Source organism: Yoonia sp. SDW83-1 (assembly GCF_046762885.1).
Taxonomy (GTDB): Bacteria; Pseudomonadota; Alphaproteobacteria; order Rhodobacterales; family Rhodobacteraceae; genus Yoonia.
Window position 1 is genome coordinate 1 of sequence record NZ_JBKQXO010000013.1, and the last position, 24,714, is coordinate 24,714.

At 57.4% G+C, this 24,714-nt stretch carries 24 protein-coding genes and 1 pseudogene; 16 read left to right on the forward strand and 9 right to left on the reverse strand.

What is annotated here, in order from left to right; all coding sequences use genetic code 11:
* A partial coding sequence (locus ACFWW4_RS16380; protein WP_411891853.1) for a TniQ family protein occupies nucleotides 1–855 on the forward strand: 855 nt, incomplete at its 5' end.
* 129 nt (nucleotides 856–984) lie between these two features.
* On the opposite strand, the gene ACFWW4_RS16385 is transcribed toward ACFWW4_RS16380, so the two are convergent.
* The 3 genes from ACFWW4_RS16385 to ACFWW4_RS16395 form a co-directional block, all read right to left on the reverse strand.
* A complete protein-coding gene (locus ACFWW4_RS16385) occupies nucleotides 985–2,004 on the reverse strand; it encodes an SDR family NAD(P)-dependent oxidoreductase (RefSeq protein WP_411891854.1) in 1,020 nt (339 codons plus the stop codon).
* Entirely contained in the window at nucleotides 2,004–3,170 is a 1,167-nt protein-coding gene (locus ACFWW4_RS16390; RefSeq protein ID WP_411891855.1) for a nucleotide sugar dehydrogenase, read from the reverse strand. The genes ACFWW4_RS16385 and ACFWW4_RS16390 overlap by 1 nt, the downstream gene beginning before the upstream one ends.
* Nucleotides 3,171–3,244: 74 nt before the next feature.
* Nucleotides 3,245–4,099, reverse strand: coding sequence for a hypothetical protein (locus tag ACFWW4_RS16395; protein WP_411891856.1), 855 nt, complete (start codon nucleotides 4,097–4,099; stop codon nucleotides 3,245–3,247).
* 1,334 nt (nucleotides 4,100–5,433) lie between these two features.
* Between ACFWW4_RS16395 and ACFWW4_RS16400 the strand changes: the two are divergent.
* From ACFWW4_RS16400 to ACFWW4_RS16415, 4 genes and pseudogenes are all read left to right on the forward strand, one after another.
* Nucleotides 5,434–5,949: pseudogene (locus ACFWW4_RS16400) on the forward strand (glycosyltransferase family 2 protein); the annotation flags it as partial.
* A 448-nt stretch (nucleotides 5,950–6,397) separates the two neighbouring features.
* Nucleotides 6,398–7,321, forward strand: coding sequence for a hypothetical protein (locus tag ACFWW4_RS16405; protein WP_411891857.1), 924 nt, complete (start codon nucleotides 6,398–6,400; stop codon nucleotides 7,319–7,321).
* A gap of 78 nt (nucleotides 7,322–7,399) precedes the next feature.
* Entirely contained in the window at nucleotides 7,400–7,846 is a 447-nt protein-coding gene (gene aroQ, locus ACFWW4_RS16410) for a type II 3-dehydroquinate dehydratase (protein WP_411891858.1), read from the forward strand.
* Entirely contained in the window at nucleotides 7,843–8,604 is a 762-nt protein-coding gene (locus ACFWW4_RS16415) for an autoinducer binding domain-containing protein (protein ID WP_411891859.1), read from the forward strand. The genes aroQ and ACFWW4_RS16415 overlap by 4 nt, the downstream gene beginning before the upstream one ends.
* A gap of 396 nt (nucleotides 8,605–9,000) precedes the next feature.
* Here ACFWW4_RS16415 and tsf read toward each other — a convergent pair whose 3' ends face one another.
* The 3 genes from tsf to ACFWW4_RS16430 all read right to left on the reverse strand — a co-directional run bounded on the left by tsf (nucleotide 9,001) and on the right by ACFWW4_RS16430 (nucleotide 12,259).
* Nucleotides 9,001–9,873 carry a translation elongation factor Ts gene (tsf, locus tag ACFWW4_RS16420; protein WP_411891860.1) on the reverse strand — a complete coding sequence of 291 codons (873 nt, stop codon included), beginning with the start codon at nucleotides 9,871–9,873 and terminating at the stop codon, nucleotides 9,001–9,003.
* Between the two features lie 74 nt (nucleotides 9,874–9,947).
* Nucleotides 9,948–10,748, reverse strand: a complete 801-nt coding sequence (gene rpsB, locus ACFWW4_RS16425) for a 30S ribosomal protein S2 (protein WP_411891861.1) — start codon at nucleotides 10,746–10,748, stop codon at nucleotides 9,948–9,950.
* 164 nt (nucleotides 10,749–10,912) lie between these two features.
* The gene (locus tag ACFWW4_RS16430; protein ID WP_411891862.1) at nucleotides 10,913–12,259 is read right to left on the reverse strand and encodes a HupE/UreJ family protein; all 1,347 of its coding nucleotides are present in this window, start codon (nucleotides 12,257–12,259) and stop codon (nucleotides 10,913–10,915) included.
* On the opposite strand from ACFWW4_RS16430, the gene ACFWW4_RS16435 reads away from it, so the two are divergent.
* The 5 genes from ACFWW4_RS16435 (at nucleotide 12,252) to ACFWW4_RS16455 (ending at nucleotide 16,301) form a co-directional block, all read left to right on the forward strand.
* On the forward strand, nucleotides 12,252–13,052 hold the full coding sequence (locus ACFWW4_RS16435) for a DUF4198 domain-containing protein (protein WP_411891863.1): 801 nt from the start codon (nucleotides 12,252–12,254) through the stop codon (nucleotides 13,050–13,052). The genes ACFWW4_RS16430 and ACFWW4_RS16435 overlap by 8 nt on opposite strands.
* A 36-nt stretch (nucleotides 13,053–13,088) precedes the next feature.
* The gene (locus tag ACFWW4_RS16440; RefSeq protein WP_411891864.1) at nucleotides 13,089–13,982 is read left to right on the forward strand and encodes a PfkB family carbohydrate kinase; all 894 of its coding nucleotides are present in this window, start codon (nucleotides 13,089–13,091) and stop codon (nucleotides 13,980–13,982) included.
* A complete protein-coding gene (locus tag ACFWW4_RS16445; protein ID WP_411891865.1) occupies nucleotides 13,979–14,884 on the forward strand; it encodes a pseudouridine-5'-phosphate glycosidase in 906 nt (301 codons plus the stop codon). The genes ACFWW4_RS16440 and ACFWW4_RS16445 overlap by 4 nt, the downstream gene beginning before the upstream one ends.
* 82 nt (nucleotides 14,885–14,966) lie before the next feature.
* Nucleotides 14,967–15,695: a DUF502 domain-containing protein gene (locus tag ACFWW4_RS16450; RefSeq protein ID WP_393928395.1), complete on the forward strand. Its 729-nt coding sequence runs from the start codon at nucleotides 14,967–14,969 to the stop codon at nucleotides 15,693–15,695.
* Nucleotides 15,696–15,698: 3 nt separating this feature from the next.
* Nucleotides 15,699–16,301, forward strand: a complete 603-nt coding sequence (locus tag ACFWW4_RS16455) for a LysE/ArgO family amino acid transporter (protein ID WP_411891964.1) — start codon at nucleotides 15,699–15,701, stop codon at nucleotides 16,299–16,301.
* On the opposite strand, the gene ACFWW4_RS16460 is transcribed toward ACFWW4_RS16455, so the two are convergent.
* Together ACFWW4_RS16460 and ACFWW4_RS16465 are read right to left on the reverse strand one after the other, a co-directional pair.
* Nucleotides 16,294–17,325 carry a patatin-like phospholipase family protein gene (locus tag ACFWW4_RS16460; RefSeq protein WP_411891866.1) on the reverse strand — a complete coding sequence of 344 codons (1,032 nt, stop codon included), beginning with the start codon at nucleotides 17,323–17,325 and terminating at the stop codon, nucleotides 16,294–16,296. The two genes, ACFWW4_RS16455 and ACFWW4_RS16460, sit on opposite strands and share 8 nt — an antisense overlap.
* On the reverse strand, nucleotides 17,322–18,095 hold the full coding sequence (locus tag ACFWW4_RS16465) for a 3-hydroxybutyrate dehydrogenase (protein ID WP_393928397.1): 774 nt from the start codon (nucleotides 18,093–18,095) through the stop codon (nucleotides 17,322–17,324). The genes ACFWW4_RS16460 and ACFWW4_RS16465 overlap by 4 nt, the downstream gene beginning before the upstream one ends.
* Nucleotides 18,096–18,466: 371 nt before the next feature.
* Here ACFWW4_RS16465 and ACFWW4_RS16470 point away from each other — a divergent pair, with 371 nt between their 5' ends.
* The 4 genes from ACFWW4_RS16470 to ACFWW4_RS16485 all read left to right on the forward strand — a co-directional run bounded on the left by ACFWW4_RS16470 (nucleotide 18,467) and on the right by ACFWW4_RS16485 (nucleotide 21,762).
* Nucleotides 18,467–20,179: an extracellular solute-binding protein gene (locus ACFWW4_RS16470; RefSeq protein ID WP_411891965.1), complete on the forward strand. Its 1,713-nt coding sequence runs from the start codon at nucleotides 18,467–18,469 to the stop codon at nucleotides 20,177–20,179.
* A gap of 70 nt (nucleotides 20,180–20,249) precedes the next feature.
* The gene (locus ACFWW4_RS16475; protein ID WP_411891867.1) at nucleotides 20,250–20,720 is read left to right on the forward strand and encodes an arsenate reductase ArsC; all 471 of its coding nucleotides are present in this window, start codon (nucleotides 20,250–20,252) and stop codon (nucleotides 20,718–20,720) included.
* On the forward strand, nucleotides 20,717–21,367 hold the full coding sequence (locus ACFWW4_RS16480; protein WP_393928399.1) for an aquaporin: 651 nt from the start codon (nucleotides 20,717–20,719) through the stop codon (nucleotides 21,365–21,367). Before ACFWW4_RS16475 ends, ACFWW4_RS16480 begins: the two co-directional genes overlap by 4 nt.
* Nucleotides 21,368–21,414: 47 nt before the next feature.
* Nucleotides 21,415–21,762, forward strand: a complete 348-nt coding sequence (locus tag ACFWW4_RS16485; protein WP_411891868.1) for a hypothetical protein — start codon at nucleotides 21,415–21,417, stop codon at nucleotides 21,760–21,762.
* A gap of 27 nt (nucleotides 21,763–21,789) precedes the next feature.
* Here the strand turns inward: ACFWW4_RS16485 and ACFWW4_RS16490 are convergent, their stop codons facing one another.
* Complete coding sequence (locus ACFWW4_RS16490; protein ID WP_411891869.1) at nucleotides 21,790–22,413, reverse strand: helix-turn-helix domain-containing protein; 624 nt, start codon at nucleotides 22,411–22,413, stop codon at nucleotides 21,790–21,792.
* A 65-nt stretch (nucleotides 22,414–22,478) separates the two neighbouring features.
* On the opposite strand from ACFWW4_RS16490, the gene ACFWW4_RS16495 reads away from it, so the two are divergent.
* Nucleotides 22,479–23,993 (forward strand): class I adenylate-forming enzyme family protein, encoded by a 1,515-nt coding sequence (locus ACFWW4_RS16495; RefSeq protein WP_411891870.1) that lies wholly within the window; start codon nucleotides 22,479–22,481, stop codon nucleotides 23,991–23,993.
* On the forward strand, nucleotides 23,980–24,627 hold the full coding sequence (locus ACFWW4_RS16500; RefSeq protein WP_411891871.1) for a DsbA family protein: 648 nt from the start codon (nucleotides 23,980–23,982) through the stop codon (nucleotides 24,625–24,627). The genes ACFWW4_RS16495 and ACFWW4_RS16500 overlap by 14 nt, the downstream gene beginning before the upstream one ends.
* Nucleotides 24,628–24,714: the final 87 nt, after the last annotated feature.

Sequence of the window (24,714 nt, forward strand, 5' to 3'; positions counted from 1 at the left end):
CCGCCACTCGACCATCGGCTATCTAAGCCCTATGACATTCGAGGAGCGAGCAATGAAAGCTTAAGTTGCCGTCCACAAAACCGGCAGCAGGCCAAGAACCCAGAGACAAAGGAAGAAACGTCGAACGAACAGCTCCAGTTTGGCTGGTGTCCGCTTTGCTTAATGGAAGACAGAGCGGAGGGTGGACATCACTTTTTGCGTCCCGAATGGTCGCTTGCCTTCAGCACCATATGTCAGCTTCACCAGCGACCGCTGATTGGGCGCTGCCAGACATGCTACCATTTTGTGCCAAGCCCAGATTACGCCTTGTATCGGGATCAGATGGCACTGATCTGCCCACATTGCCATACGCCGCTTGATGGCCGGCTGGGATATGATTTTGTTGCTGACAAACATGCGCATGATTGGAATGCAGATCCAGTTCTACACACGGCTTGGAACATGATCGCAAAATACGAGCGGTTCTTTCTGAAAACTATCAAACGGCGGGCGGGGCGTTCAAAAGGGCAGCGTATCGCGTCCGAGTTCTCCAAGTTGCTTGACGGCTTGCTCCAAGCAGAGAACCCCAATCATCTCTGTCCCGTCGATATGTTTAACAGCGCGTATTTTCCATCGATCACAAAGCTTGGCTTCGCGACACGCCATCTTCAGCATCCATTTCATGTCTGTCATCTGGTCGAGCGCCGTAAAGCACTGGCCATCGTGATCAGTATGCTGGAAGACGCATCCAATGTGTTTGGTTTTGAGAAAGGCACTACGCCACTGCATCGGATCCGTGAACTAATGTCCCGACATTCTTACAATCAGTTGGAAAGACACATCCTCAACATCGCTAGACTAGCGCTACCAACGTAAGCAGCTTGATCGCTCTCGAGCGATAAATTGAGTCTCAAAATAGGAGTCCCATTTTTAAGGGACATTAACAGTGACGTCAGTAGATCAGTTTTGGGCGCATAATCAGTATTATGTAAAAAAATAAGTCAATTAGTTGACCGCATAGTAATCCCGATGCCAGTCAACATAGGACTTGGCTCCTTCGATAACGCTGGTTTTCGGTGCATAGCCGGTCAACTGCCTTAACAATGTTGTATCGGCCCAGGTTGCTGGTACGTCGCCGGGTTGGATTGGTAGCATTTGTTTTTCGGCCTTCCGTCCGGCAGCCTGCTCAATCGCGCCGATGAAATCGAGCAGTCTTACAGCGCCGCCATTGCCGATATTGACGACCCGCCACGGCGCCACTGGCGACAAGCTGTCGCCCTCCGGCACCGTCCCATCATCGGGTCGTTCAGGGATCGCATCCATCAGCAACCTGATGCCGCGCACCAGATCGACGACGTAGGTGAAGTCGCGCTGCATGTCGCCGTGATTAAAGACCTTGATGGGTCGGCCGTCAAAAATCGCAGATGTAAACAGATATGGCGCCATATCCGGACGCCCCCACGGCCCATAGACCGTAAAGAACCGGAACATTGTTACAGGACAGCCAAAGAGGTGCGCATAGCTGTGTGACATCGCCTCGGTCGCTTTTTTAGTTGCCGCGTAGTAGGACATCTGGCTGTCTACCTTGTCGGTTTCCCGGTATGGCATTGCGGTATTGGCACCATAGACAGAGCTGGTTGAGGCGATCATCGTATGTCTGGGCGGAAAGGCCCGCGCGGCCTCAAGCAACTCAAATGTGCCCAGCAGATTGGCTTCGGTATAGGCGCGCGGATTGTCGATCGAGTATCTGACGCCGGCCTGCGCGGCCAGATGGACCACGACATCCGGGCGATGCGCCTCAAACAGCCCTATCAGACGCCCCTGCTCTTCTACATTCGCTTTGACGGATAAGTAGTTGCCGTTTCGAAGCAAATCAGCTTCGCGTGCAGCCTTCAACGTCGGATCGTAATAGTCGTTGTGGTTATCCAGCCCTACGACCGTTAACCCTTCGTCCAGCAGAAGCCTGGACAGATGATAACCGATAAATCCCGCGGCACCGGTGACCAGAACTGTCCGTCGCGCCATCAGTCCACCTCGAACAGATCGCGGGTGTAGACCTTGTGCGCCACATCGCGCACATCATCCGCTAGTCGATTGGCCAAGATCAGATCAGCCTCTTGCTTGAAAGCGTCAAGATCGCGCACCACGCGGCTATGGAAGAAACGATCATCTTCCAGGACCGGTTCATAGACGATACATTCGATCCCCTTGGCCTTGATCCGTTTCATGATCCCCTGAATGGAACTGTCGCGAAAATTGCTGGAACCGGCCTTCATAACCAGCCTATAAACCCCTACCACACTTGGTTTTTTTGCAATAATCTGGTCTGAAATGAAATCCTTGCGGGTCCGGTTCGATTGCACGATTGCGGCAATCAGGCTTTGCGGCACTTGATCATAATTAGCCAGTAACTGCTTGGTATCCTTGGGCAAACAGTATCCACCATAGCCAAAGGACGGGTTGTTGTAGTGCCCACCAACACGCGGGTCTAGGCTGACACCCTCGATCACCTCGCGCGTATTCAGGCCATGGGCAATGGCATAGCTATCGAGTTCGTTGAAATACGCCACACGCATCGCAAGAAAAGTGTTTGAAAACAGCTTGATAGCTTCCGCTTCTGTCGGGCTGGTGAATAGAACCGGCATATCGGTTTTGATCGCCCCCTCTACCAGAAGGTCGGCGAAACGCCTTGCCGCATCACTGTGATCGCCCACCACGATCCGTGATGGATAAAGATTGTCATAAAGCGCCCTGCCCTCGCGCAGGAATTCCGGTGAAAAAATGATGTTGTTATAATCGGTTGCGGCACGCATTTCAGCGACAAACCCGACTGGCACCGTCGATTTGATGATGATGACGGCCCGTGGTGCGACGTTGCGCACCTGTCGAATAACATCTTCCACGCTGGATGTGTCGAACCGGTTGGTCTTGGTGTCATAGTTTGTCGGCGTGGCAACGATCACGAAGTCCGCCTGATCAAAAGCGGTCTGCGGGTCAGTGGTGGCTGTCAGATCAAGTGTCTTTTCGGCCAGGAAATCAGAGATATCGTCATCATCGATGCAGGATTTTCCCTTGTTGACTTGCGCAACCCGATCCGCATCAATGTCGACCGCCACGACAGTATGGTTCTGCGCCAGCAGAACTGCATTGGACAGGCCAACATAGCCCAGGCCGGCGACCGCAATTTTCATCTGCGTTTCCTCTGCTTGTAAATTACCGCTGTGATTAGCTTAGGTGACAGTTACCCACAATTACTTTGCGTTAATCAATCCTGTTGGGTGGCAAGGTTATGCATCGCCGGCGCGCGTTCCGGATCCACACCATGCAGCGCGAGCTGGTGGCCTATATAACTATAGGGAGGGCAAAGACCCGCAAAGCGTTTTGCTGAGAAGCGCTTGATCGGAGCCCACATATGAATTGTGTATGAATTGTCCGTTAGGCAACGCTGCACTTCAATCGGTCGCCGGAAAAGTTTTCGACGCTCCTTGAAGTGGACCGGATAGAAGTATTCGGGCAACTTTGCATGTTTGATTTCACCCGTTTGTCGGGCCACGCTCGAGATACCCAAAGGTCCCCATATCCCCCAAGGCATCTCGGACACGTGCATGGGGTTCCCGTCCAGGCGACGTTCGCTTGCTTCGCGCCGCATCGCGGGACTGAGCCACTGAGGCAAAGGAAACTCGTCTTCCATGAATTTGAGCATTCCTTCAAGCAGAGGTGAATCAGGTGCAAGCCGCAAGATGGCTCCGTTCAAGCGACCCCGCTCTCGCTCCATGGATTCGTATCCAAATAGGTTCTGTTCATCCATGTCGACCGGTCGCAGGCAATAGACGTCTGTATCGACATAGATAATCCCGGGTATCTTCTTGATCATATGGAATCGAAAAAGATCGGAAAACAAAGCGACGCTCTCAGTCCGTGCGTGCCTGACGAAGTTGTCCGTATCCAAAATCTCGCGACCGTCGCGGACTTTCACTTCCTCCGGCACTCCTTTAACATCGCCGTAAGTGAACAATGTGGTCTCATGCCCATGCGCCACGAATGACTTCAGGCAGAGCTGTTCAAGCCATGTCAGGGATCCACCAATCCAAAGTGCGCCAACCGGCGGTAGTTTACTCATCTTGTCCTCAGCACGACCCATGATTTGTTATCTGATATGTCCTGCCCAAGTTCGCTGTTTTTGTGGCGCTGCCAAGGCAATATCGTCGATCCAACCACATATGCGATAACTGCCATCCGGACCAGCCCAACCCGCCGGCGCTTTGGCCCTTCTGCACTCCGCAGCTTACAACGTGACGATTGATCAATAGTCAAAAAGTAATGCATTTCCTGCACTATATCTGTTGCAGGCGATGTAGTATTGGCAAGGGCTCAGATGCAGGCGGTGTCAGGTCAGAAAAGCGAGGCCGGAGGATGCTTTTGCCTGCGTGATATCAAAGGTTTGGAACAAGTCGTATCGGTCCGTAGATGAAAACCAAAAACACAACAAATGACGATGCCGCCGAGACGGATACCCCGGATGATGTTGCGGGCGACGCTGCGGCGACGATCCAGCAACCGCTCTGGTTTGCAGACCTTGCCCCCGGTGGCGACGGGCAGGGTTTTCTGGAAAAGACAGCCCGCCATTCGCTGATGTTCGTCAAACGGTTGCGACCGGTACTGCTGGTGACTTTCGACAACCTGTCGAACATCAACGATAAAAGCCCGGGCCGTGTGCCATGGGCCTTCAAATTCGCCGCTGACCAGCAGGTGTCGCATCTGGGCGTCATGGCCAATGGCCCGTTCTGGTTTCGCGATGCTGACCTGATTGCGCGAATGCAGCGGTTGGCGAAGGACGGGTTCTTTCAAGGCTACGACCGGGTGGTGTTTACCGGCACCTCCATGGGGGCCTTTGGTGCGCTCGTGTTTTCCTCGCTGGCACCCGGTGCCCATGTTCTGGCTTTCAATCCACAATCGACGCTCGACACCAATCTGGTGCCGTGGGAAGAACGTTATCTGCGCGGGCGACGGCAGGATTGGACCCTACCCCTCGGCGATGCGCAAGGGCTGCTGGATCAGGCCGGGCCGGTCAGCGTGTTCTATGACCCTTATCACGAACCCGACAAACGCCATTTCGAACGGCTGCAGGGGCCGAATGTCACGGCCTACAAGTGCTTCTTTTCAAACCATAAATCGGCCGTCTTCCTGCGCAAGATCGATGCGCTGAAAACGATCATGACGGCAGGCATGCTGGGCAAGCTGACGCCGGACATGTTCTACAAGCTTTATCGTCGGCGGCGTGATCTGCCTTGGTATGCTGGCGCGCTGAGCGCTTATTACGCTGACGCAGGGCGGGACACGATGGCGGAACGGGTCCGCACTGCCTTTCGTGCGGCCAAGGGGCCTGCGGCGGTTCCGGCAACGAAAAAGCGCAAGCCCCCTGCCAGCGACGAGAAGTTCACGATCTTTACCACCATGAAGAACGAAGGGCCGTTCATTCTGGAATGGATCGCCTATCACCGCGCCATCGGGTTTACCGGTTTCACCGTCTACACCAACAATTGCGATGACGGGACCGACAAGATCATCATGCGGCTTGAGGAACTTGGCCTCGCCAAACATGAGGTCAATCAGTTACGCAAGCATCACAGCCCACAGCGCAAGGCCCTACGCGCGTCAGAAACACACCCCTACACGCAGAAGGCCGATTGGCTGATGTGCGCGGATGTGGATGAGTTTCTGAACATCCGGGTGGGCGACGGGCATCTGAATGACCTTCTTGCGGCGACTGGCGATGTCGATGCGATTTCGTTCTGCTGGAAGCTGTTTGGAAATGGCGGTGTTGTCGAATATCAGCCCGAATTCGTGACCGAACAGTTCCTGTGGGCCGCACCCGAGGATCGGTATCCGAACTATCGCGCCTCCGGCATGAAAACCATGATGCGCAACAACGAAAAATTCGTGCGCATGAAAATCCATCGCCCTCTCCTAGCCGAGGGGGCAAAGGATCTGCGCTGGGTCGACGCGGGCGGACAGGAAATGCCAACCGCCTATCACAAGGCCAAATGGTCGGCCCATAGGGGGTTCTCGCATGAATTTGCCCGGCTGCATCACTATTCCGTCCGTTCCATCGACAGTTTTCTGGTCAAACGGGACCGGGGACGAACGAACCATATCAACTCGGATCAGGGGCTCGATTACTGGCGGCATATGAACGCCAATCACGAATATGATGACAGCATTCTCAAACGCCTGCCCGCCGCCAAGGCAGAATATGAACGGCTTCTGACCGACCCGGTTCTGGCCGATCTGCACCGCAAGGCTTGCGACTGGCACATCGCCAAGATCGAAGAACTGCAGGGGCGAGAGGGTTGGCCGGAATTCCGCGTGGCATTGCAAGAAACCGACGTTGGCGGCGCGGCGCGAAAGAAGGCGGCGAATGCCTGACCCCTATATCGTCCTGCATGCGGGGTTTCACAAGACCGGTGCCGCCGGACTGCACAAGATTTTGGATCGCAACGAAGACGCCCTGCAAAAGCGGGGTATCAACGCGGTCCATCATCGGCATATGCGCAAGAATTTCACCGCACCCTGCCAGCAGAATGCAGGGGGCAGCCGGCAAACGGTGATGGATGACCGGAAGTTGCGCAAGGTGACGGGGCGGTTTTTTGATCAGGTCAAGAAAGACGGTCCAGACCGGCTGATCCTGACCGATCAGAATATTGCCGGGTCCATCCGGCCTGCCATCAAGACCGGCCAGCTCTATCGCCATGCCGGCCCGATCATGAAGGTGGTTGCGCAACAGATCCCTTTCGCCGTCAATGAAATCCATCTGGTGGTGCGCAACTACGCTGATTTTTTCACGGCACTTTACCTTGATTACATCGCAGACCTGAAAAGGCACGATACCGATTTCGTGACACCCCAATCCATGTGCGATGCGGTTTTCAAGCGGCTGTCAGGTTGGCATGACGTCGTGCGCCCGATCAGATCGCAGTTGCCGCGGTCCAAAATCATACTCTGGCGTTTCGAAGGATTTGATCAGGCGACAGCTGGCATGACGCCCCTTCTGCAGCATCTGGTTGGGGAAAAGATCGATGCCACCTCGCTGGAAACAGGAAAGCGCAGCAAAAAGGGGCCCGCTATCTCAAACCGCGCGGTGGCTGAGCTTGGCTTGCTGATGAAATCCGACGGGGCCAAGGTGAAAAGAGAGACGCTTCAGGCGGTTCTGAAATCCTATCCCGACGATCCGCCCTTTGACCCCTGGCAGGATTGGGAACGCGCGCATCTGGATCGGCTTTACGACCGCGATATTGTGCGCCTCGGCACAGACAAGGCGATTACGATCATGCAACCAGCATGATGCGACACGCATTGCCGCACCGATAAGATGATACCATTTCAACTTTGACCAATTGAATTAAGATGTTAGAGCAAGGCCATGACCCGCTCCATACTCATTCTCAACGGTCCTAACCTGAACCTTCTGGGCACGCGCCAGCCAGAGGTCTATGGCCCGACGACCCTGAAAGACATCGAAGCGATGTGTAAGGCAAAGGCCGAAAGCCTTGGCGTGGGCTTGGTGTTTCAGCAGTCCAACCATGAGGGCGCGCTGATCGACGCGCTGCATGCAGCACGCGGTGTACATACTGGGGTGATCCTGAATGCGGGCGGTTATACCCACACATCCATCGCCCTGATGGACGCGATTTCATCCTGCGCGCTGCCGGTTGTCGAACTTCATCTGTCGAATATTCATGCGCGAGAGCCATTCAGGCACCATTCCTATATCTCGTCCGTGGCCATCGGCCAGATCTGCGGCTTTGGCGCTGCGGGCTATCCTTTGGCGATGGACGCCCTTCTGGCCTATCTGGGAGACGATCAATGAGCAGTTTTGTCAAACAGCTTGACCGGCTGACAAATGCCCGCACGGTCGAAGAACTGTGGAACCTGCATACCAAGCAAATGGAAACCTACGGGTTTGACCGGCTGATGTATGGCTACACCCGTTACCGCACCTCAAGCTCCTTGGGGGATCCGCAGGATTGGGTGCTGTTATCCACGCAAAGCCCTGAATACATGAAGGTTTTCTTTGACGAGGGCTTTTACTATCACGCCCCGATGCTGAAATGGGCACTGGCTAATGACGGCGCCTGCAGCTGGCGCTGGATGATGGACATGAGCCGGGTGGACAATTTGACGCCCAGCGAAATGCGGGTCATGGAATTCAACAAACAGATGAATGTGACGGCAGGCTATACCATCAGCTTCCGTTCCATTTCAGAGCGAACCAAGGCGGCGATTGCGCTGACAGCCAAGGCGGGTCTGACACAGGATGCGGTTGAACAGACATGGGCGAAACATGGTGACGAAATCATCGTCATGAACAATGTGATGCACCTCAAACTGCTCACCCTGCCCTATACCGGCGAACGTAGCCTGACCAAGCGGCAACGCGAGGTGCTGCAATGGGTCGGTGACGGTAAAACCACGCAGGATATCGCGATCCTGCTGGAACTGACACCGGCAACGATTGAGAAACACCTGCGGCTGGCGCGCGAGGCGCTGGATGTGGAAACCACCGCCCAGGCAGTGCTGAAAGCGGCGTTCTACAACCAGATGTTCATCGTCGATGTTGAGGCCTGACGCAGCATTATTGCAAGTGACGCAAGGGGAAAAATCATAAACCTGCGTCATGGTCAGGTTTCCCTGACTTTCCTAACGCTAGGTAAAAAGCCAAACTGAGGTTGTTCCGTGAGTGGTGGCCTTAGGCCTGGGAACAGCGGCTATAACCCTTGCGATTACAAGGCTCTATTGTCCGTGCCGGTTCAACCGGACGTCGGCGCTCTGGGTTTGCCTAAGAGTGTCGGCAACGATGCATGTCTGCCCCCGTCCCGAATGGGCAGGCATGGGTACATCGAGCGGCACCGCATTTCTCCCGAGTGCGGTGCCGCAGCATGTATTGTGATCACGACAGACCAAATGAAAAAGGCCGCCCGTCGCGGTGGCGAGGGCGGCCCTGATTATAGTTGCTTTGACAGCTTAACCGTTCATCTTGGCGACTTCGGCGGCGAAATCTTCTTTTTCGACTTCGATGCCTTCACCGACCTCAAGGCGGACAAAACCGGTGATCTCAACACCGGCTTCTTCGGCCGCCTTTGCCACTGTCAGATCAGGATTCACGACGAATTGCTGGTTCAGCAATGTGACCTCGGCCATGTATTTCTTCATCCGACCCACGATCATCTTTTCGATTACGGCCTCAGGCTTTCCGCTTTCGCGCGCGATATCCATCTGAACCTGCTTTTCCTTTTCAACGACAGCAGGGTCAAGATCGTCTTCGGAAAGCGATGCGGGGTTTGCGGCTGCGATATGCATCGCGACCTGACGACCGAACGCCTCATTGTCGCCATCGATCGCAACCAGAACGCCGATATTGCCCATGCCATCAGCAGCAGCGTTGTGGACATAGGTCACAACCTTGCCGCCTTCCAGCGTCGCCATGCGGCGCACGGACATGTTCTCACCGATCACTGCGACTGCGTCAGTCACCGTCTGTTCAACTGTCTTGCCGCCCATATCGGCCGCTTTCAGACCGTCGATATCAGAGGTGCCCAATGCAACCTTGGCGATCCCAGCAACCATTTTCTGGAAATCAGCATTCTTGGCAACAAAATCGGTTTCAGAGTTCACTTCAACCGCAACACCCTTGCCACCGTCAACGGCGACGGCAACCAGACCCTCGGCAGCCGTCCGGCCGGATTTCTTGGCGGCCTTGGCCAGGCCCTTTGTGCGCAGCCAGTCAACGGCGGCTTCGATGTCGCCATCATTTTCGGTCAGCGCCTTCTTGGCGTCCATCATGCCTGCGCCTGTGCTGTCGCGCAGCTCTTTCACCATTGCAGCGGTGATTGCCATGTTACTTCTCCTTCGGAAGGAATTGAATGTCAGCGGGCGGGGCTTATGGCCCCTGCCCGACCGTTCTGTGACGCTTAGGAAGCGGGCGCTTCTTCGGCCGCAGGTGTCGCGTCGGCTGCAGCTTCTTCAGCAACAACTTCTTCGGCCAGCTCTTCCATGGCACCCATGTCAACGCCAGCGGCACCCAGCTGTGCTGTCATGCCGTCAAGGGCAGCACGGGCAGCAAGATCGGTGTAAAGCGCAATGGCGCGGGCGGCGTCATCGTTGCCCGGAATGATGTAATCCACACCATCGGGTGAACAGTTGGTATCAACCACTGCCACAACCGGGATGCCCAGTTTCTTGGCTTCGGCGATGGCCAAGTCTTCTTTGTTGACGTCAATGACAAACAACAGGTCAGGCGTGCCGCCCATTTCGCGGATACCGCCAAGCGATGCTTCAAGTTTGCCCTGCTCGCGCTCCATGCCCAGACGCTCTTTCTTGGTCAGGCCCGCGAAACCGTTGCTTGCGGCCTCGTCAATCGCTTTCAGGCGGTTGATCGACTGCGAAACAGTCTGCCAGTTGGTCAGCGTACCGCCCAGCCAGCGGTGGTTCATGTAAAACTGTGCGGATTTCTCGGCGGCGTCCATGATGGGCTTGGATGCCTGACGCTTGGTCCCGACAAACAGAACGCGACCGCCCTTTGCGACGGTATCGCGAATGACCTGCAGCGCCTGATCCAGCATGGGAACAGTCTGTGTCAGGTCCATGATATGGATGCCGTTGCGCGAGCCATAGATGTACTGCGACATCTTGGGGTTCCAACGTGCGGTCTGGTGACCAAAGTGTACGCCTGCTTCAAGCAGCTGACGCATGGTGAACTCGGGGAGAGCCATGTCGTTTTCCTTTTCCGGTTTCAAGCCTCAGCGGGGGATCAGGCATCTGCCCAACCGGTGGATGCTTTGGGATTTCTCCCCAACGCACCCGCCCCCGCCTGCGGGATTAAGTGCGCGCCTGATAGACGCGCACCGTCATGATTGCAAGCGATGTTTGCGGCTGTTTACAAAAACACCCGCTCAACAAACCAGTAGGCCCCGACGACGGCAATCGCCAGCGAACAGGGGATCGCCACGAACCGGCGATAGGCCTCCAGTTGATCACGGAACTGGATCGACATCATGCACAGCACAAAGACCGCCGCCAGAGGTGCGGCAAAAAGCCAGACGGGTGATTCCACCGCCTCTGCCAGGCCAGCCGGGTTCAGCGCGATCAGTGCCCCTGCAGCAACCAGCAAGACAGCGTAAAGGGCAAAGCCCTGCCCCACCTCATTCTCGCCCCGGTCCACGCGCAGCGCCTGCCAGACGCACAGGAACATCACCGCGATCACAGCCAGCTGGCCAACCTCGACCCCCACGTTGAACCCGATCAGGGCTGGGACAAACGTGCCATCCGGCAGGCCAAATTCGCCCAGCACGGATGCAAAGCCCAGCCCGTGCAACAACCCGAACCCGAAGATGACAAAAGGCCTCCACGGACTGATCCCGCGGGTAAAGACGTTTTCAACCGCCACAAACACGATCGAGGCCGCGATCAGCGGCTCTACAATCGCGCCGGAAATGTTGACATAACCCAGCGCTGCTAGTGCCAGCGTGATGGTATGGGCGAGCGTGAACAACGACACCTGCACGATCAGCGGGCGCATTCGCGCGGCCAGAAAAAACAGGCCCAGCACAAACAGGATATGGTCCAAGCCCTTGGGTACAATATGGTCAAAGCCCACGGGGATGTAGCGGAGGAAGCTTTGCCAGCCGGTGGGCTGACCACCCCCCGACAACGCGATCATATCGCTCTGCGCGCCTGCCTCCAGATAGCCATCATAGGGCGCATTGACACCCATCTGACGGATTACAAGCACACCAAATGCCTTGTCCCAACCCACCTGCACATTCCGGGCGCCTTCCGGCAAGGCGGCCGAGAACGTAAATTCCGAATCGCGCACAACATCGACATTGCCCACTGAACCAACCGCAACGGTCTCCAGTTCGACTGTAAGTGGCACGCCATCTGCCGTCACAGTCAAACCGGCGGCCATCTGCGGCCAGAAGGCGCGAAACCGCTCTTCCAAAACCGCAGGCTCCAGCGCCCGCAACTCATCATATGTGGTCGCTTGCGGTGCTTCGTTGGTGTCCTCGGTCTCGGTCAGGTCAATGCCCGCGACAAAGCTTTCCAGATTGGCCTGCACGTCAAACACCAGCCGTCCATTCACCTCTTCCATATCGGCGATCGACGGCAGCACCTCGTGGGCGGCGACCATTGACAGGGTCGTGAACCACAGCAGAACCGCGCTTGACATCGCCTTGAAGAAGGACACCCTAGAACGAACCGAAAAGGATTTTGTGATGCGCATTCTCTCTCTCATTCTTGCGTTGCTCTCTGCCCCGGCGACAGCCCATGAGCTGTGGCTTGAACCGCTCGCCTATCAGGTTGCGCCGGACGGTATGCTTCAAGCGCATATTGTCAATGGAGAGGAATTTGAAGGGACAAAACTGGCCTACATCCCCCGAAACATTGTAAATTTCGTGGTATTTACCGATGACGCCGCAGATCGCATCGAAGGCCGGGTTGGTGACCGGCCCGCCTTGCGCCGCGACGTGCTGGCCGAAGGGCTGAATGTGGTGGCCTATCAGGCACGCACGTCCACTTTGAAATACGAGAATTGGGAGAAGTTCCAGAAATTCGTCGATCACAAGGATTTCGGCGATGTCCGCAGCCAGCACGATGCCCGCGGGCTGCCAACCGAAGACTTCACCGAAGCCTATGGCCGTTATTCCAAGACCCTGATCGGCGTGGGCAACGCCGCTGGCTCCGACCGGCGGATCGGCCTTGAAACCGAACTGGTGGCGCTGACCAACCCGTATACGGACGATCTGTCTGACGGTATGCGGGTGCAACTGCACTACCGCGAAAACCTGCGCTCGGATGAACAGATCGAGGTGTTTGAAAAAGCCCCTGACGGGTCGGTTGAAATCATGCTCTATCGTACCGATGATCAGGGGATCGGAACCTTTCCTGTCAAACCTGGCCATGCCTATATGGTGGATGCGGTTGTCCTGCGCGAACCCAGTGTAGAGATGGCCGAGGCGACAGGCGCGGTCTGGCAAACCCTTTGGGCCAACCTGACCTTTGCGGTGCCGGAGTAACTTGCGCATGACCATCGGCTGCGCCACAAGGCGGCCATGACACGAACACCTGATATTCTTTGCATCGGCTCTGTGCTGTGGGACGTGATCGGGCGTGCGGCCAGCCATATGCGGGTGGGCTCCGACGTGCCCGGGCGGATCACGCGCCTGCCCGGTGGTGTGGCGATGAACATCGCTATGACCTTGCGCCGCTTTGGCATGACCCCTGCCCTGCTGACCACCATCGGACGTGATGCCGAAGGCGATGAACTGGTGGCCGAAGCGACCCGCATGGGCATGATCTGCGACCATATCTATCGGTCCGAGGATCTGCCCACTGATGTCTACATGGCCGTTGAGGGCGCCAACGGCCTGATCGCCGCCATCGCCGACGCGCATTCGCTGGAGGCCGCAGGCGACAAGATTTTGCGCGCGCTCGACAACGGGGCGCTTGGGTCGCCAGAAAAACCCTTCGCTGGCCCAGTGGCGCTTGATGGTAACCTGACCAAAGAGCTGCTGCAGGATATCGCGCACTCTCCACTCTTTACGCAGGCTGATCTGCGCGTCGCACCCGCCTCCCCCGGAAAAGCGGAACGTCTGCTGGCGCTGTTGGATCACCCCTCGGCCACGATCTATGTGAACCTCGAAGAGGCAGGGTTGCTCTGCCAGACGACATTCGACGATTCAGAAACCGCAGCCGAGGCCCTGATCAAACGGGGCGCGCATCGGGTACTTGTCACCGATGGTGGAAAATCCGCCTCGGAAGGCACTGCAGGCGATATCATCACCCAAACCCCACCAGCGGTCATGGTGACACGGGTGACCGGCGCGGGTGACACTTTTATGGCCGCACATATCGCGTCGGAAGCGCAGGATATGAACCGGGCCAACGCGCTCACCCGGGCGCTGAACGCGGCTGCCACCTACGTGTCCGGAGAAACACCCCTATGATCCCCATCCAGTATAGTGCGGAGGTTGCGGCGGCCCGCGACACCGGCGGTCCCATTGTCGCACTCGAAAGCACGATCATTACCCACGGCATGCCGTTCCCCCAGAACGTGGAAACCGCACGGATTGTGGAACAGGACGTGCGCGATCATGGGGCCACACCCGCGACCATCGCCGTTCTTAACGGGACCCTGCATATCGGGCTGGAGCCCGACCAGCTGAACACGCTTGGACAGGCAGAAAACGTTGCCAAACTCTCGCGCGCCGATATGGCCGCCTGCATTGCTACCGGTGGCACCGGCGCCACCACGGTAGCCGCCACGATGATCGCGGCCCATCTGGCGGGCATTCATGTCTTTGCCACCGGTGGCATCGGCGGAGTGCATCGCGGGGCCGAGGACAGTTTTGACATCTCTGCCGACCTGCAGGAACTGGCGCAAACACCGGTCACGGTTGTTGCCGCCGGGGCCAAAGCCATCCTTGATCTGCCAAAAACCTTCGAGGTGCTGGAAACTCTCGGCGTGCCGGTCATCGCCTATGGGCAGGACATGCTGCCCGCCTTCTGGTCGGCGCAATCGGATATGGTGGCCCCCTTGCGAATGGACGACGCCACCCAGATCGCCAAGGCACAGCAGATACGAACAGCTATGGGCCTGAAAGGCGGGCAACTGGTCACCAACCCAATCCCGCAAAAGGATGAAATTCCCGCAGCGACCCTGGCCCCGATCATTGATCAGGCTTTGGACGAGGCGGACGCACAGAACATCAGCGCCAAGGCGGTGACACCCTTTCTGCTCGGGCGGATATTCGAACTGACTGACGGGCGATCCCTGACCGCCAATATCGCCCTTGTGCGCAATAATGCCCGGCTGGCTGCACAAATTGCCATCGCCATGGGCAAATAGGCGAGGCAGATCGCGCAGGGCGCTTGTGGCCCCACGCCGCAATGCATAGATATTATCTGAAACGTTTTTTTGGATGAATTTGATGGCCGAACCGCAGCAGACCGAAAACAAGCGCCGCATGCGTCCGGGACTGATCTCCCGTTTGCGCAGCAATTTTCTGGCCGGTCTGATCATCGTCGCTCCCATCGGCCTGACACTCTGGCTGATCTGGACAGTCGTCGGCTGGGTCGACAGCTGGGTCTGGCCATTTGTCCCGGATTATTATCAGCCCGAACAACTCGTGAACCGGCTTCTGGGGCGGACACCCGAAAACTGGATTGACGTCAACGTACGCGGGATCGGTGTTGTCATCTTCCTGTTGTTCACGGTCATCGTCGGTTGGATCGGCAAGGGCCTGATCGGGCGGTCCTTTCTGGGAATCGGTGAACGGCTGGTGGATCGGACGCCTGTTGTCCGCTCCATCTACAACGCCGCCAAACAGATCGCCGAAACCGTCTTTTCCCAACGCGACACGTCATTCGACAAGGCTTGCCTGGTTGAATATCCGCGCAGGGGCATCTGGGCCATCGCCTTCATCTCCACCAATGCCAAGGGCGAGATTGACGCCAAACTCTCCAATGGTGAGCCGACTGTGACCGTATTTCTGCCCACAACACCGAACCCCACATCAGGCTTTCTGCTGTTCCTGCCGCTCAGCGATGTGCAAGTGCTGGACATGACGGTCGAGGACGCAGCCAAACTCGTGATCTCTGCCGGTCTTGTCTATCCCAACGGGAAAGAGGTCGAAGCGCTCCCTCACGCTGCTGAATAAGTGCTGTTCGTCCCTGCTGCCACCGGTTTCGCCACGGCGTTCGCGCTAATCCTCGCCATCGGGGCACAAAATGCGTTTGTGCTGCGGCAAGGGCTGGCCCGATCGCATGTGTTCTGGCTTTGCCTGTTATGTGCCACATCCGACGCGATCCTGATCACCGCTGGCGTGCTGGGGTTCGGGGTGATCGTCACGCTCTACCCGATGTTGCCGCAGATCATGGCCTGGGGCGGGGCTGCGTTTCTGATCGTCTATGGCGCATTGCGGCTTTGGGCGGCGTGGAAAGGCGAATATGCGATGCAGCTATCAGGCCAATCCGCCAGCCTTTGGGCCACGCTTGCCACCGGCGCGGCCTTCACCTGGCTGAACCCGCATGTCTATCTTGATACGCTGGGCCTCGTCGGTGCGGTGTCGACCCAATATACGGATGTGGCTGAAAAAACCGCCTTTGGGATTGGGGCCGTCACCTCATCCTTCGTATTCTTTTTCAGCCTCGGCTACGGCGCGCGACTGTTGGCCCCGGTGATGCAATCGGCGCGGGCCTGGCGCATTTTGGACGTTCTGATCGGGCTTGTGATGTGGGCGCTGGCCGCAAAACTACTCAGCTGAACATCTCGGTCAGATTGACCGTACTGCGCTCGCCCAGATCTTTCTTATGCGCTTTCAGGAATGCACCTGCTGCGGCCTCCCCTGCCTCTTTCAGCCGGGCAAGCACCACGGCATTTGGTATTGTCTTGGTCGCCACGTTCAGTTCGTTCATCAGACCGTCATCAGCGATCATATGAACCAGCACATCCTTCATGGTGCCCTTTTTGATCGACCCGTCGGCCAACAACCGCTTCACAAAATCAATCGCCCGCAATTCGCGAAAGAGAGAGCTGTTAAAGCTGATCTCGTTGATACGGTTCTGGATCGACTGGCTGTCCGTCGGCAGGTCATCACGGTGCAATGGATTGATATTCACGATCAGAACATCGTCCGGCAATTCATTGACAAACAAAGGAAATAAAGCCGGGTTTCCGGTATATCCGCCATCCCAGAATGCCTCTGTCTGGCCAGTCTTCGGATCCGTGAACTCAACCGCCTGAAACAGGCTGGGCAAACAGGCAGAGGCCATGATCACGTCAGGCATGATCTCATCGCCGGAAAACACCCTGATCTTGCCGCTGCGGACATTGGTCGCGCAGATATGCAATGCGGGGCCATCCTTGGCGCAGACCTCGTCATAGTGAAATTCGTTGACGATGTGCTCCAGAGGATTGCGCATCGTCGGCCCATAAACATATGGCGAAAACATCCGCGTCGTCATGTCAAACGCGGCATAGGCTGGCGAATACTCCATCGCTTTGGCCCAGACATGCGCCGTCGGGGCCAGCGACGACACCCATTCAGAAAAACGCGGATCGGTGATGGCACCCACCTGCTCCCACAACCATTCAAGATTGGCCAGTGCGCCCTCGCGCCCATTGGCCACCCAGCCGGATTTCAACGCAGCGGCATTCAATGCCCCTGCTGATGTGCCGGAAATCGCCGCGATTTCGATATCTTCGTCATGCAACAACGCACATAGCACACCCCAGGTGAACGCCCCATGCGCTCCGCCGCCCTGCAGTGCCAGGTTGATGCGCTTCATAGCGCGGTCCAGCCACCATCGACGCTGATGGTAGTGCCGGTGACCTGTGCTGCAGCATCAGAACAAAGATAAACCGCCGTGCCACCCAACTGTTCGACCGTGGCAAATTCCTTGGACGGTTGGCGTTCCAGCATCACGTTCTTGATCACATCCTCACGGGACATGTTGTATTCTTTCATCGTGTCCGGGATCTGGCTTTCCACCAGCGGGGTCAGCACGTAACCGGGGCAGATTGCGTTACAGGTGATCGGATCCTGCGCAGTTTCAAGCCCGATGGTCTTGGTCAGACCAACAATGCCATGTTTTGCCGCCACATAGGCCGATTTATAGGGCGAGGCCGTCAACCCATGGGCCGAGGCAATGTTGATGATCCGGCCATATCCGCCCTCGCGCATACCTGTCACGGCGGCGGCAATCGTATGAAAGGCCGACGTGAGGTTGATGGCGATGATCGCCTCCCACTTTTCGGTCGGAAATTCCTGCACGGGGGCCACATGCTGAATGCCCGCATTGTTGACCAGAATGTCGCAACCGCCGGCTGCCACGATCAGGCGGCGGCAATCCTCCGCCTTTGACATATCCGCCTGCACATATTTCGCTTCAACCCCGGTTACATCGGCAATCTCGGCGGCCAGGGCGTGGTCTTCCTCGCGATCAGTAAAGGAATTCAGAACGACGTTTGCGCCTGCCTTGGCCAGTTCACGGGCAACCCCAAGGCCAATGCCAGAGTTCGATCCGGTGATAACGGCGGTTTTTCCTGCGAGTGACATGTTTTGGCTCCGATTCTTTGCGTCGCGACTCAGTCTATATGCTGCAACTGCAAAAGCCACCCGACGTTCCCGAGAGCCCACAAAAAAACGCCCGCACAAGGCGGGCGTAAAGTTATTGAGGCAGGTTTCATACAGGCAAGAAACCTATCGAGCAGTGACATCTTTATAAGCAATCAGTTGCGCGCATCCAAGCTAAAAGTTTGAAAAGGTTGAAAACCCTCTTTACCATCCGGGGAAACAATCAAAGAAACAGCAGGGGGCATCAAATCGTGACACTCAAAATTCTCAAGGCAGCAAGGGCCGCAGGGCTCGGACTGGGCCTGATCATTGCAGGCGCAGCGGCGGTTGCAGAACCGCAACATGGCATAGCTATGTATGGTGACCCCGCCCTTCCACCTGATTTTGTGTCCCTCCCCTACGTAAATCCCGATGCACCCACCGGTGGCAGGATCGTCACGGCAGAGGTCGGCAGCTTCGACAGCCTCAACCCGTTTGTGCGCAAAGGCTCCACGCCATGGCAGTTGCGATTCTTCCTTGGCGAAAGCTTCATGGGCCGGTCACTGGATGAACCGTTCTCGCTTTATGGCGTTCTGGCCGAATCGGTCGAAACCGGCCCAGACCGTGAATGGGTGGAATTCACCCTGCGCGAAGGTGCGGCATTCTCTGACGGCAGCCCGGTCACCATCGAAGACGTCATGTGGTCCTATGAGACGCTGGGGACGGTTGGCCATCCGCGTTACCTTGGTTTCTGGACCAAGGTCGACAGCATGGAACAGACAGGTGAACGCTCCGTGCGCTTCACCTTCAATGTCGAAGACCGCGAACTGGCTCTGCTGGCAGGCATGCGCCCGATCCTGAAAAAGGCGCAATGGGACGGGGTCGATTTCGCTGAAACCACAACCGAGATCGTGCCGATCACCTCCGCCCCCTACATGATCGACGATTTCGAACCGGGGCGCTTTGTCTCGCTGCGCCGCAATCCGGATTACTGGGGCAATGACGTGCCATTCCGGCGCGGCACCAACAACATAGATGAGGTGCGGCTGGAATTCTTCGGCGATGAAACTGCAGCGTTTGAGGCGTTCAAGGTGGGCGAGGTCAATTCCAACCGCGAATTCAACGTGGCCCGCTGGGAAAGCCAGTATAACTTCCCCGCCATCCAGAACGGTGATGTGGTCCTGTCCGTCCTGCCGCATCAACGGCCGTCTGGGATGACCGGTTTCGTCATGAACACGCGGCGCGACCAGTTCAGCGACTGGCGAGTGCGCGACGCGATGCTGCACGCTTTCAACTTCGAATTCATCAATGAGGCGATGACCGGTTCGCAACAGCCGCGCATCACGTCCTACTGGTCAAATTCACCGCTCGGCATGTCGGACGGCCCGGCCGAGGGTCGCGTGCGCGAACTCCTCTCGCCTTTCGCCGAAAGCCTGCTGCCTGGCGCCATGGACGGCTACAGCCTGCCCATGGGTGACGGGACAGAACGCAACCGGGCAGGCACGGCAATGGCGCTCGAACAGATGGAGGCCGCAGGCTGGACCATTCAGGATGGCCAGATGAAAAACGCATCCGGCGATCCGTTCACCTTTGAAATCCTGCTGGATCAGGGCGCGTCGGAAAATCAGGCAATCATCGACATGTATGTGGAATCGCTGGCCCGGATCGGGGTGACACCAACCGTCACCGTCGCCGACAGCGCCCAGTTCAAGGAACGCACGGATCAATATGATTTCGACATGACCTATTACCGGCGCGGTCTGTCGCTCTCTCCCGGCAATGAACAATACAATTACTATGGTTCGGAAGATGCCGACACACCCGGCGGGCGTAATCTGATGGGAATCAAATCATCGGCTGTCGATGCGATGATCGGGCGGCTGCTGACTTCGGAAAGCCAGGATGATTTTGTGGCTGCGGTCAAAGCGCTCGACCGGGTGCTGACCACGGGCCGCTACGTGATCCCGATCTATCAGTGGAACATCAGCCGTCTAGCCCACGCGAAAGAGCTGAAATATCCTGAGTACATCCCGGTTTTTGGCGACTGGCCCGGCTGGCAGCCCGATGTCTGGTGGTATGAAGAATAGCCACTTCGGTCTCCCGTCATGGGTCTGTTACATTTAACCCATAGGCGGGACCGAAACACCAAAGGCTGACATGAATATCCTCGTCCTCTGTACCGGCAACTCGGCCCGCTCCATCCTGCTTGAATCGATCCTGACCCACCGCTCTGACGGGCGCATCACTGCGTGGTCCGCTGGCTCCAGACCTGCCGGAAAGGTGCATCCCCAGTCAATTGCCCTGCTGTGTGAAAAAGGCTTCCCGACCGATGGGCTGAGTTCGCAAAGCTGGGATGACTACGCCAAGGATGACGCCCCGGTCATGGATGCCGTCATCACTGCCTGTGGCTCGGCTGCTGCGGAAGATTGCCCCTATTGGCCCGGGGCACCGTTAAGCGCCAACTGGGGCGTCGAAGATCCGGCGGCGGCGAAACCAGACGATCAACACGCCGCCTTTGCCGATGCCTACCGCCTGCTGCATGACCGGGCCCAACAACTATTCGCAATGCCAATTGAGACGATGTCGCGAGACGATCTGCAATCGGCCTTGAACAGGATCGGGACATGAACGGGCAGAAACTCCTGGCAGAGGGGATCGGCACCGCCTTCCTTCTGATCGGGGTTGTCGGCTCCGGCATCATGGGGGCCGCGCTTGCAGACGGCAACGTCGCCATCGCCCTGCTGGCCAATGCCATCGCCACCGGCTGCACGCTCTATTTCATCATCACAACGCTCGGTCCCATCTCGGGGGCGCATTTCAACCCCGTCGTGACACTTGCTTTCCTGATCCGGCGCGACATGACGCCTATTACGGCCGCCGCCTATGTGGTCGTCCAGATCATCGGCGGGATCCTGGGCGTCTGGGCGTGCCATATGATGTTCGACCTCGACATCCTGCAATTCTCAGCCACCGACCGCACAGGTACCGCGCAATGGTTCTCCGAAATTCTGGCCACGTTCGGCCTGCTTTTCGTGATCTTCGGTGGTCTCCATTCCAATCGCGATGCGGTTCCCACACTTGTCGCCCTCTACATCACGGGCGCCTATTGGTTCACCTCATCAACCAGCTTTGCCAACCCTGCCGTGACCATCGCGCGCGGGCTCAGCGATACATTCGCCGGGATCAACCCGGCCCATATCCCAATGTTTATCCTGATGCAGGTAGTTGGTGTTGGCATCGCCGCACTGATCCTGCCACGGCTTTTTCGGAACTAATCCGCGCCCGTCGTGTTGTGCCAGCAAGCAACAGACAGGAGAAAACCATGCAATGGAAAGACGTCGCCCAAAACTGGACCGCTTTCACCCCGCGCATAATGACACGCTGGCCTACGCTTGAAGAAAACGAGATCCTCGCGATTGACGGCGATCAGGAAAGTTTCCTGAACTACCTGTCTGCCTCCAAAGGCGATGATCCTGTCGGCGCGCAAATGGAGCTGGCCGATTGGCTGATGGGCGAAGAACCTGCAGATGCTGTCATGGATCCTACACGCGACAATGCCCGGATCAACGCATCGGCCCAGAACATCCCTGCTGGCGAAGTTCCATCGAACGATGACCGTCGCTTCGGCGATGACAATACGCCGGAGCCACCGTTGGCCAAAGCCAGCTAAATCAAATTTCCAGAAATTTGATGCCCGTCAGGACAGTGACGTGACCCAAAGGATCGTCGCGTCTTCTTGGCTGATCGACACCACATTATGTCCCATGGCAGCGTCATAATAGGCGCTGTCACCCCGCTTTAGCTCAACGGGTTCGTAAAACTCGGTGTAAAGCCGGACCTGACCGGTCAGAACATAAAGAAACTCTTCGCCATCATGGCGCACCCAGCCATCAAAATCCTCCATCCGCCGGGCACGGACCCGCGCGCGGTATGGCAGCATCTTCTTTGACGTCAGCGCCGTGCCCAGAAGCGCATGTTCATAGGTCGTTGTGATCTGCGCAGTTTCCTCACCATTGCGCGTCACGGCCATGCGGCCATTCACCTGCCCCTTTGACGGTGGGGTAAACAGTTGCGGCACCGAAATCTCCAGCCCCACGGCCAGTTTTTTTAACGCATCATAGGTCGGCGACATCTGCCCGTTTTCGATCTTCGATAGGGTCGACCTGGCTAGCCCGGCCTGTTGTGCCGCCTGCTCCAGCGTCCAGTCGCGCGCCTTGCGCAATTCGCGAACGCGCGCACCCAGATCAAGCGGTTGCGCCACGGAACTGTCCCCGTTTTCATGGGCAATCCGGATCAGGTTCTTGGGGTCGATATCGGTCATGCGTCCCTATCTACGACCCGTCCCGGGTTCTTGCAACTGAACGCGGCCACAGATAGCGATGCATCATGTTATCCGTCACTGATCCTGATCCATTTCCACCTGCGCCCCACCTGTTCAACATGGCCGCCCATGTGCTGACCCATGCCGAATGGCTTGCAGACAAGACAGCGCTGGAAATCATCGGCAGCGCCCCCGAAACCTTCACCTACCGCCAGCTGGCCAGCGCAATCCGGGGCACGGCAACCGGACTGCTGAACCACGGGTTGACACCCGGTGACCATCTGCTTTTGCAACTGGGCAACACGCCAGAATTTCCAATCACTTATTTGGGTGCTATCACTGCCGGGATCATTCCTGTCCCGGTCTCGTCGCAACTCACCCAACCCGAAATCACCAGTATTGCCGCCACAATCAAGCCAGCCTTGACCATCCGGGCAACCGGCATGGCCAAAGGGCCAGGGCCGGTCCTACCAGCCAGCAAATTGCGTGAGTTCTGGACGCTCCCGGCAGCGGAATACGCCATGGGCGACCCAGACCGCCCTGCCTATGTCATCTACACCTCCGGCACCTCCGGCCAGCCGCGCGCGGTGGTGCATGCGCATCGGGCGATCTGGGCGCGCCAGATGATGTGGGACGGCTGGTACGGGCTGCGCGAGGCCGACCGCATGCTGCATGCCGGGGCGTTCAACTGGACCTATACACTCGGCACCGGCCTGATGGATCCATGGTCCGTCGGGGCCACAGCGTTGATCCCGCACAAGGATATCCCTGCCGATCAACTGCCACGCCTGATCGCTGACCACAGCGCGACCATCTTTGCAGCCGCCCCCGGCGTCTATCGTCGCCTGCTGCGCGCCGATATCCCTGCCCTGCCCAATCTGCGCCACGGCCTTTCTGCCGGTGAAAAACTGGCCGAGGATTATCGCAGCGACTGGACCACCAAAACCGGCACCCCGATATTCGAGGCATTCGGCATGTCCGAATGCTCCACCTTCATTTCCGGCAGTCCTGACAACCCGGCACCGCCCGGCACGTCCGGCTTTCCGCAACCGGGGCGCAAGGTGGCGCTGATCGGCCCGGATGGCCCTGTCCCACGCGGCACCCCCGGAACCATTGCTGTCCATAAATCGGACCCGGGCCTGATGCTCGGTTATCTGGGCGCGCCCTCAGACACGGCCGCCCGCTATCAGGGCGACTGGTTTCTGACCGGTGATATCGGCATCATGGATGAAAGCGGCGCCATCGCCTATGCGGGCCGGGATGACGATATGATGAACGCCGGCGGCTACCGGGTCAGCCCGGTCGAGGTTGAAGATGTGCTAACCGCCCACCCCCACATCACCGAGGCTGCAGCCTGTGCGGTGCAGGCGGGCACAGGCACATCCATCATTGCGGCCTTTTACGTGGCCTCAAACATGATAGACGAAGACGAACTCGACAGGTTCATGGCCGCCCGGCTGGCTGGCTACAAACGACCCCGGCTCTATATCGCCAAGGACACCCTGCCACGCGGGGCGAATAACAAATTGCTGCGGCGTGTGCTGCGCACCGAATGGGAGGCCGCACATGGTCAAGCTTGATATCATCTCTGACCCGATTTGCCCGTGGTGTTATATCGGCAAGACAAATCTGGACAAAGCCCTGGCCGAAGTCCCCGACCACCCGTTCACAATCGAATGGCATCCGTTCCAGTTGAACCCCGACATGCCTGCCGAAGGCATGGACCGGCGCGCCTATCTCGAAGGTAAGTTCGGCGGCAAGGAAGGGGCAATCAAGGCCTATGCCCCCGTGGTCGAACACGCCGAAAAATCCGGCGCGCATATCAATTTCGAGGCCATCAAAAAGACACCCAACACAATCGACGCGCACCGCCTGATCCACTGGGCCGGGATCGAACAGCGGCAACTTTTTGTCGTTGATCTGCTCTTCAAGGCCTATTTCGTCGACGGACGGGATATCGGCGATCACGAGGTGCTGGCCGACATCGCCGACACCGCTGAAATGGATGCAGCAATGGTCACAAAACTGCTGGCATCAGACGCCGATGTGGATGACATCCGCGCGCGGGATAAGCACAGCCGCGAAATGGGCGTTAACTCGGTCCCCACATTCATCGTTGCAAACCAGCACGCTGTTCCGGGCGCACAACCACCCGACATGTGGGTGCAGGCGATCAAAGATATCATGGGTCAGCTTGCCGCGACGGAAGGCTGAACCGCGTTGCACCACAACCACCGCCTGCGCTATTGCTAACTACCCGCGTCAACGGTTTGTAAATCTTAACACCCGATTAATCCCCGC

Bases quoted from the DNA above. Each gene is read 5' to 3' on its own strand.
- ACFWW4_RS16450 (WP_393928395.1), top strand. From the start codon at position 14,967: ATGGCCGAACCGCAGCAGACCGAAAACAAGCGCCGCATGCGTCCGGGA.
- ACFWW4_RS16445 (WP_411891865.1), top strand. From the start codon at position 13,979: ATGATCCCCATCCAGTATAGTGCGGAGGTTGCGGCGGCCCGCGACACC.
- ACFWW4_RS16495 (WP_411891870.1), top strand. From the start codon at position 22,479: ATGTTATCCGTCACTGATCCTGATCCATTTCCACCTGCGCCCCACCTG.
- ACFWW4_RS16430 (WP_411891862.1), bottom strand. From the start codon at position 12,259: ATGCGCATCACAAAATCCTTTTCGGTTCGTTCTAGGGTGTCCTTCTTC.
- ACFWW4_RS16480 (WP_393928399.1), top strand. From the start codon at position 20,717: ATGAACGGGCAGAAACTCCTGGCAGAGGGGATCGGCACCGCCTTCCTT.
- ACFWW4_RS16490 (WP_411891869.1), bottom strand. From the start codon at position 22,413: ATGACCGATATCGACCCCAAGAACCTGATCCGGATTGCCCATGAAAAC.
- tsf (WP_411891860.1), bottom strand. From the start codon at position 9,873: ATGGCAATCACCGCTGCAATGGTGAAAGAGCTGCGCGACAGCACAGGC.
- ACFWW4_RS16485 (WP_411891868.1), top strand. From the start codon at position 21,415: ATGCAATGGAAAGACGTCGCCCAAAACTGGACCGCTTTCACCCCGCGC.
- rpsB (WP_411891861.1), bottom strand. From the start codon at position 10,748: ATGGCTCTCCCCGAGTTCACCATGCGTCAGCTGCTTGAAGCAGGCGTA.
- ACFWW4_RS16500 (WP_411891871.1), top strand. From the start codon at position 23,980: ATGGTCAAGCTTGATATCATCTCTGACCCGATTTGCCCGTGGTGTTAT.
- ACFWW4_RS16460 (WP_411891866.1), bottom strand. From the start codon at position 17,325: ATGAAGCGCATCAACCTGGCACTGCAGGGCGGCGGAGCGCATGGGGCG.
- ACFWW4_RS16390 (WP_411891855.1), bottom strand. From the start codon at position 3,170: ATGAAAATTGCGGTCGCCGGCCTGGGCTATGTTGGCCTGTCCAATGCA.
- ACFWW4_RS16385 (WP_411891854.1), bottom strand. From the start codon at position 2,004: ATGGCGCGACGGACAGTTCTGGTCACCGGTGCCGCGGGATTTATCGGT.
- aroQ (WP_411891858.1), top strand. From the start codon at position 7,400: ATGACCCGCTCCATACTCATTCTCAACGGTCCTAACCTGAACCTTCTG.
- ACFWW4_RS16475 (WP_411891867.1), top strand. From the start codon at position 20,250: ATGAATATCCTCGTCCTCTGTACCGGCAACTCGGCCCGCTCCATCCTG.
- ACFWW4_RS16415 (WP_411891859.1), top strand. From the start codon at position 7,843: ATGAGCAGTTTTGTCAAACAGCTTGACCGGCTGACAAATGCCCGCACG.
- ACFWW4_RS16440 (WP_411891864.1), top strand. From the start codon at position 13,089: ATGACACGAACACCTGATATTCTTTGCATCGGCTCTGTGCTGTGGGAC.
- ACFWW4_RS16470 (WP_411891965.1), top strand. From the start codon at position 18,467: ATGTATGGTGACCCCGCCCTTCCACCTGATTTTGTGTCCCTCCCCTAC.
- ACFWW4_RS16405 (WP_411891857.1), top strand. From the start codon at position 6,398: ATGCCTGACCCCTATATCGTCCTGCATGCGGGGTTTCACAAGACCGGT.
- ACFWW4_RS16395 (WP_411891856.1), bottom strand. From the start codon at position 4,099: ATGAGTAAACTACCGCCGGTTGGCGCACTTTGGATTGGTGGATCCCTG.
- ACFWW4_RS16435 (WP_411891863.1), top strand. From the start codon at position 12,252: ATGCGCATTCTCTCTCTCATTCTTGCGTTGCTCTCTGCCCCGGCGACA.
- ACFWW4_RS16465 (WP_393928397.1), bottom strand. From the start codon at position 18,095: ATGTCACTCGCAGGAAAAACCGCCGTTATCACCGGATCGAACTCTGGC.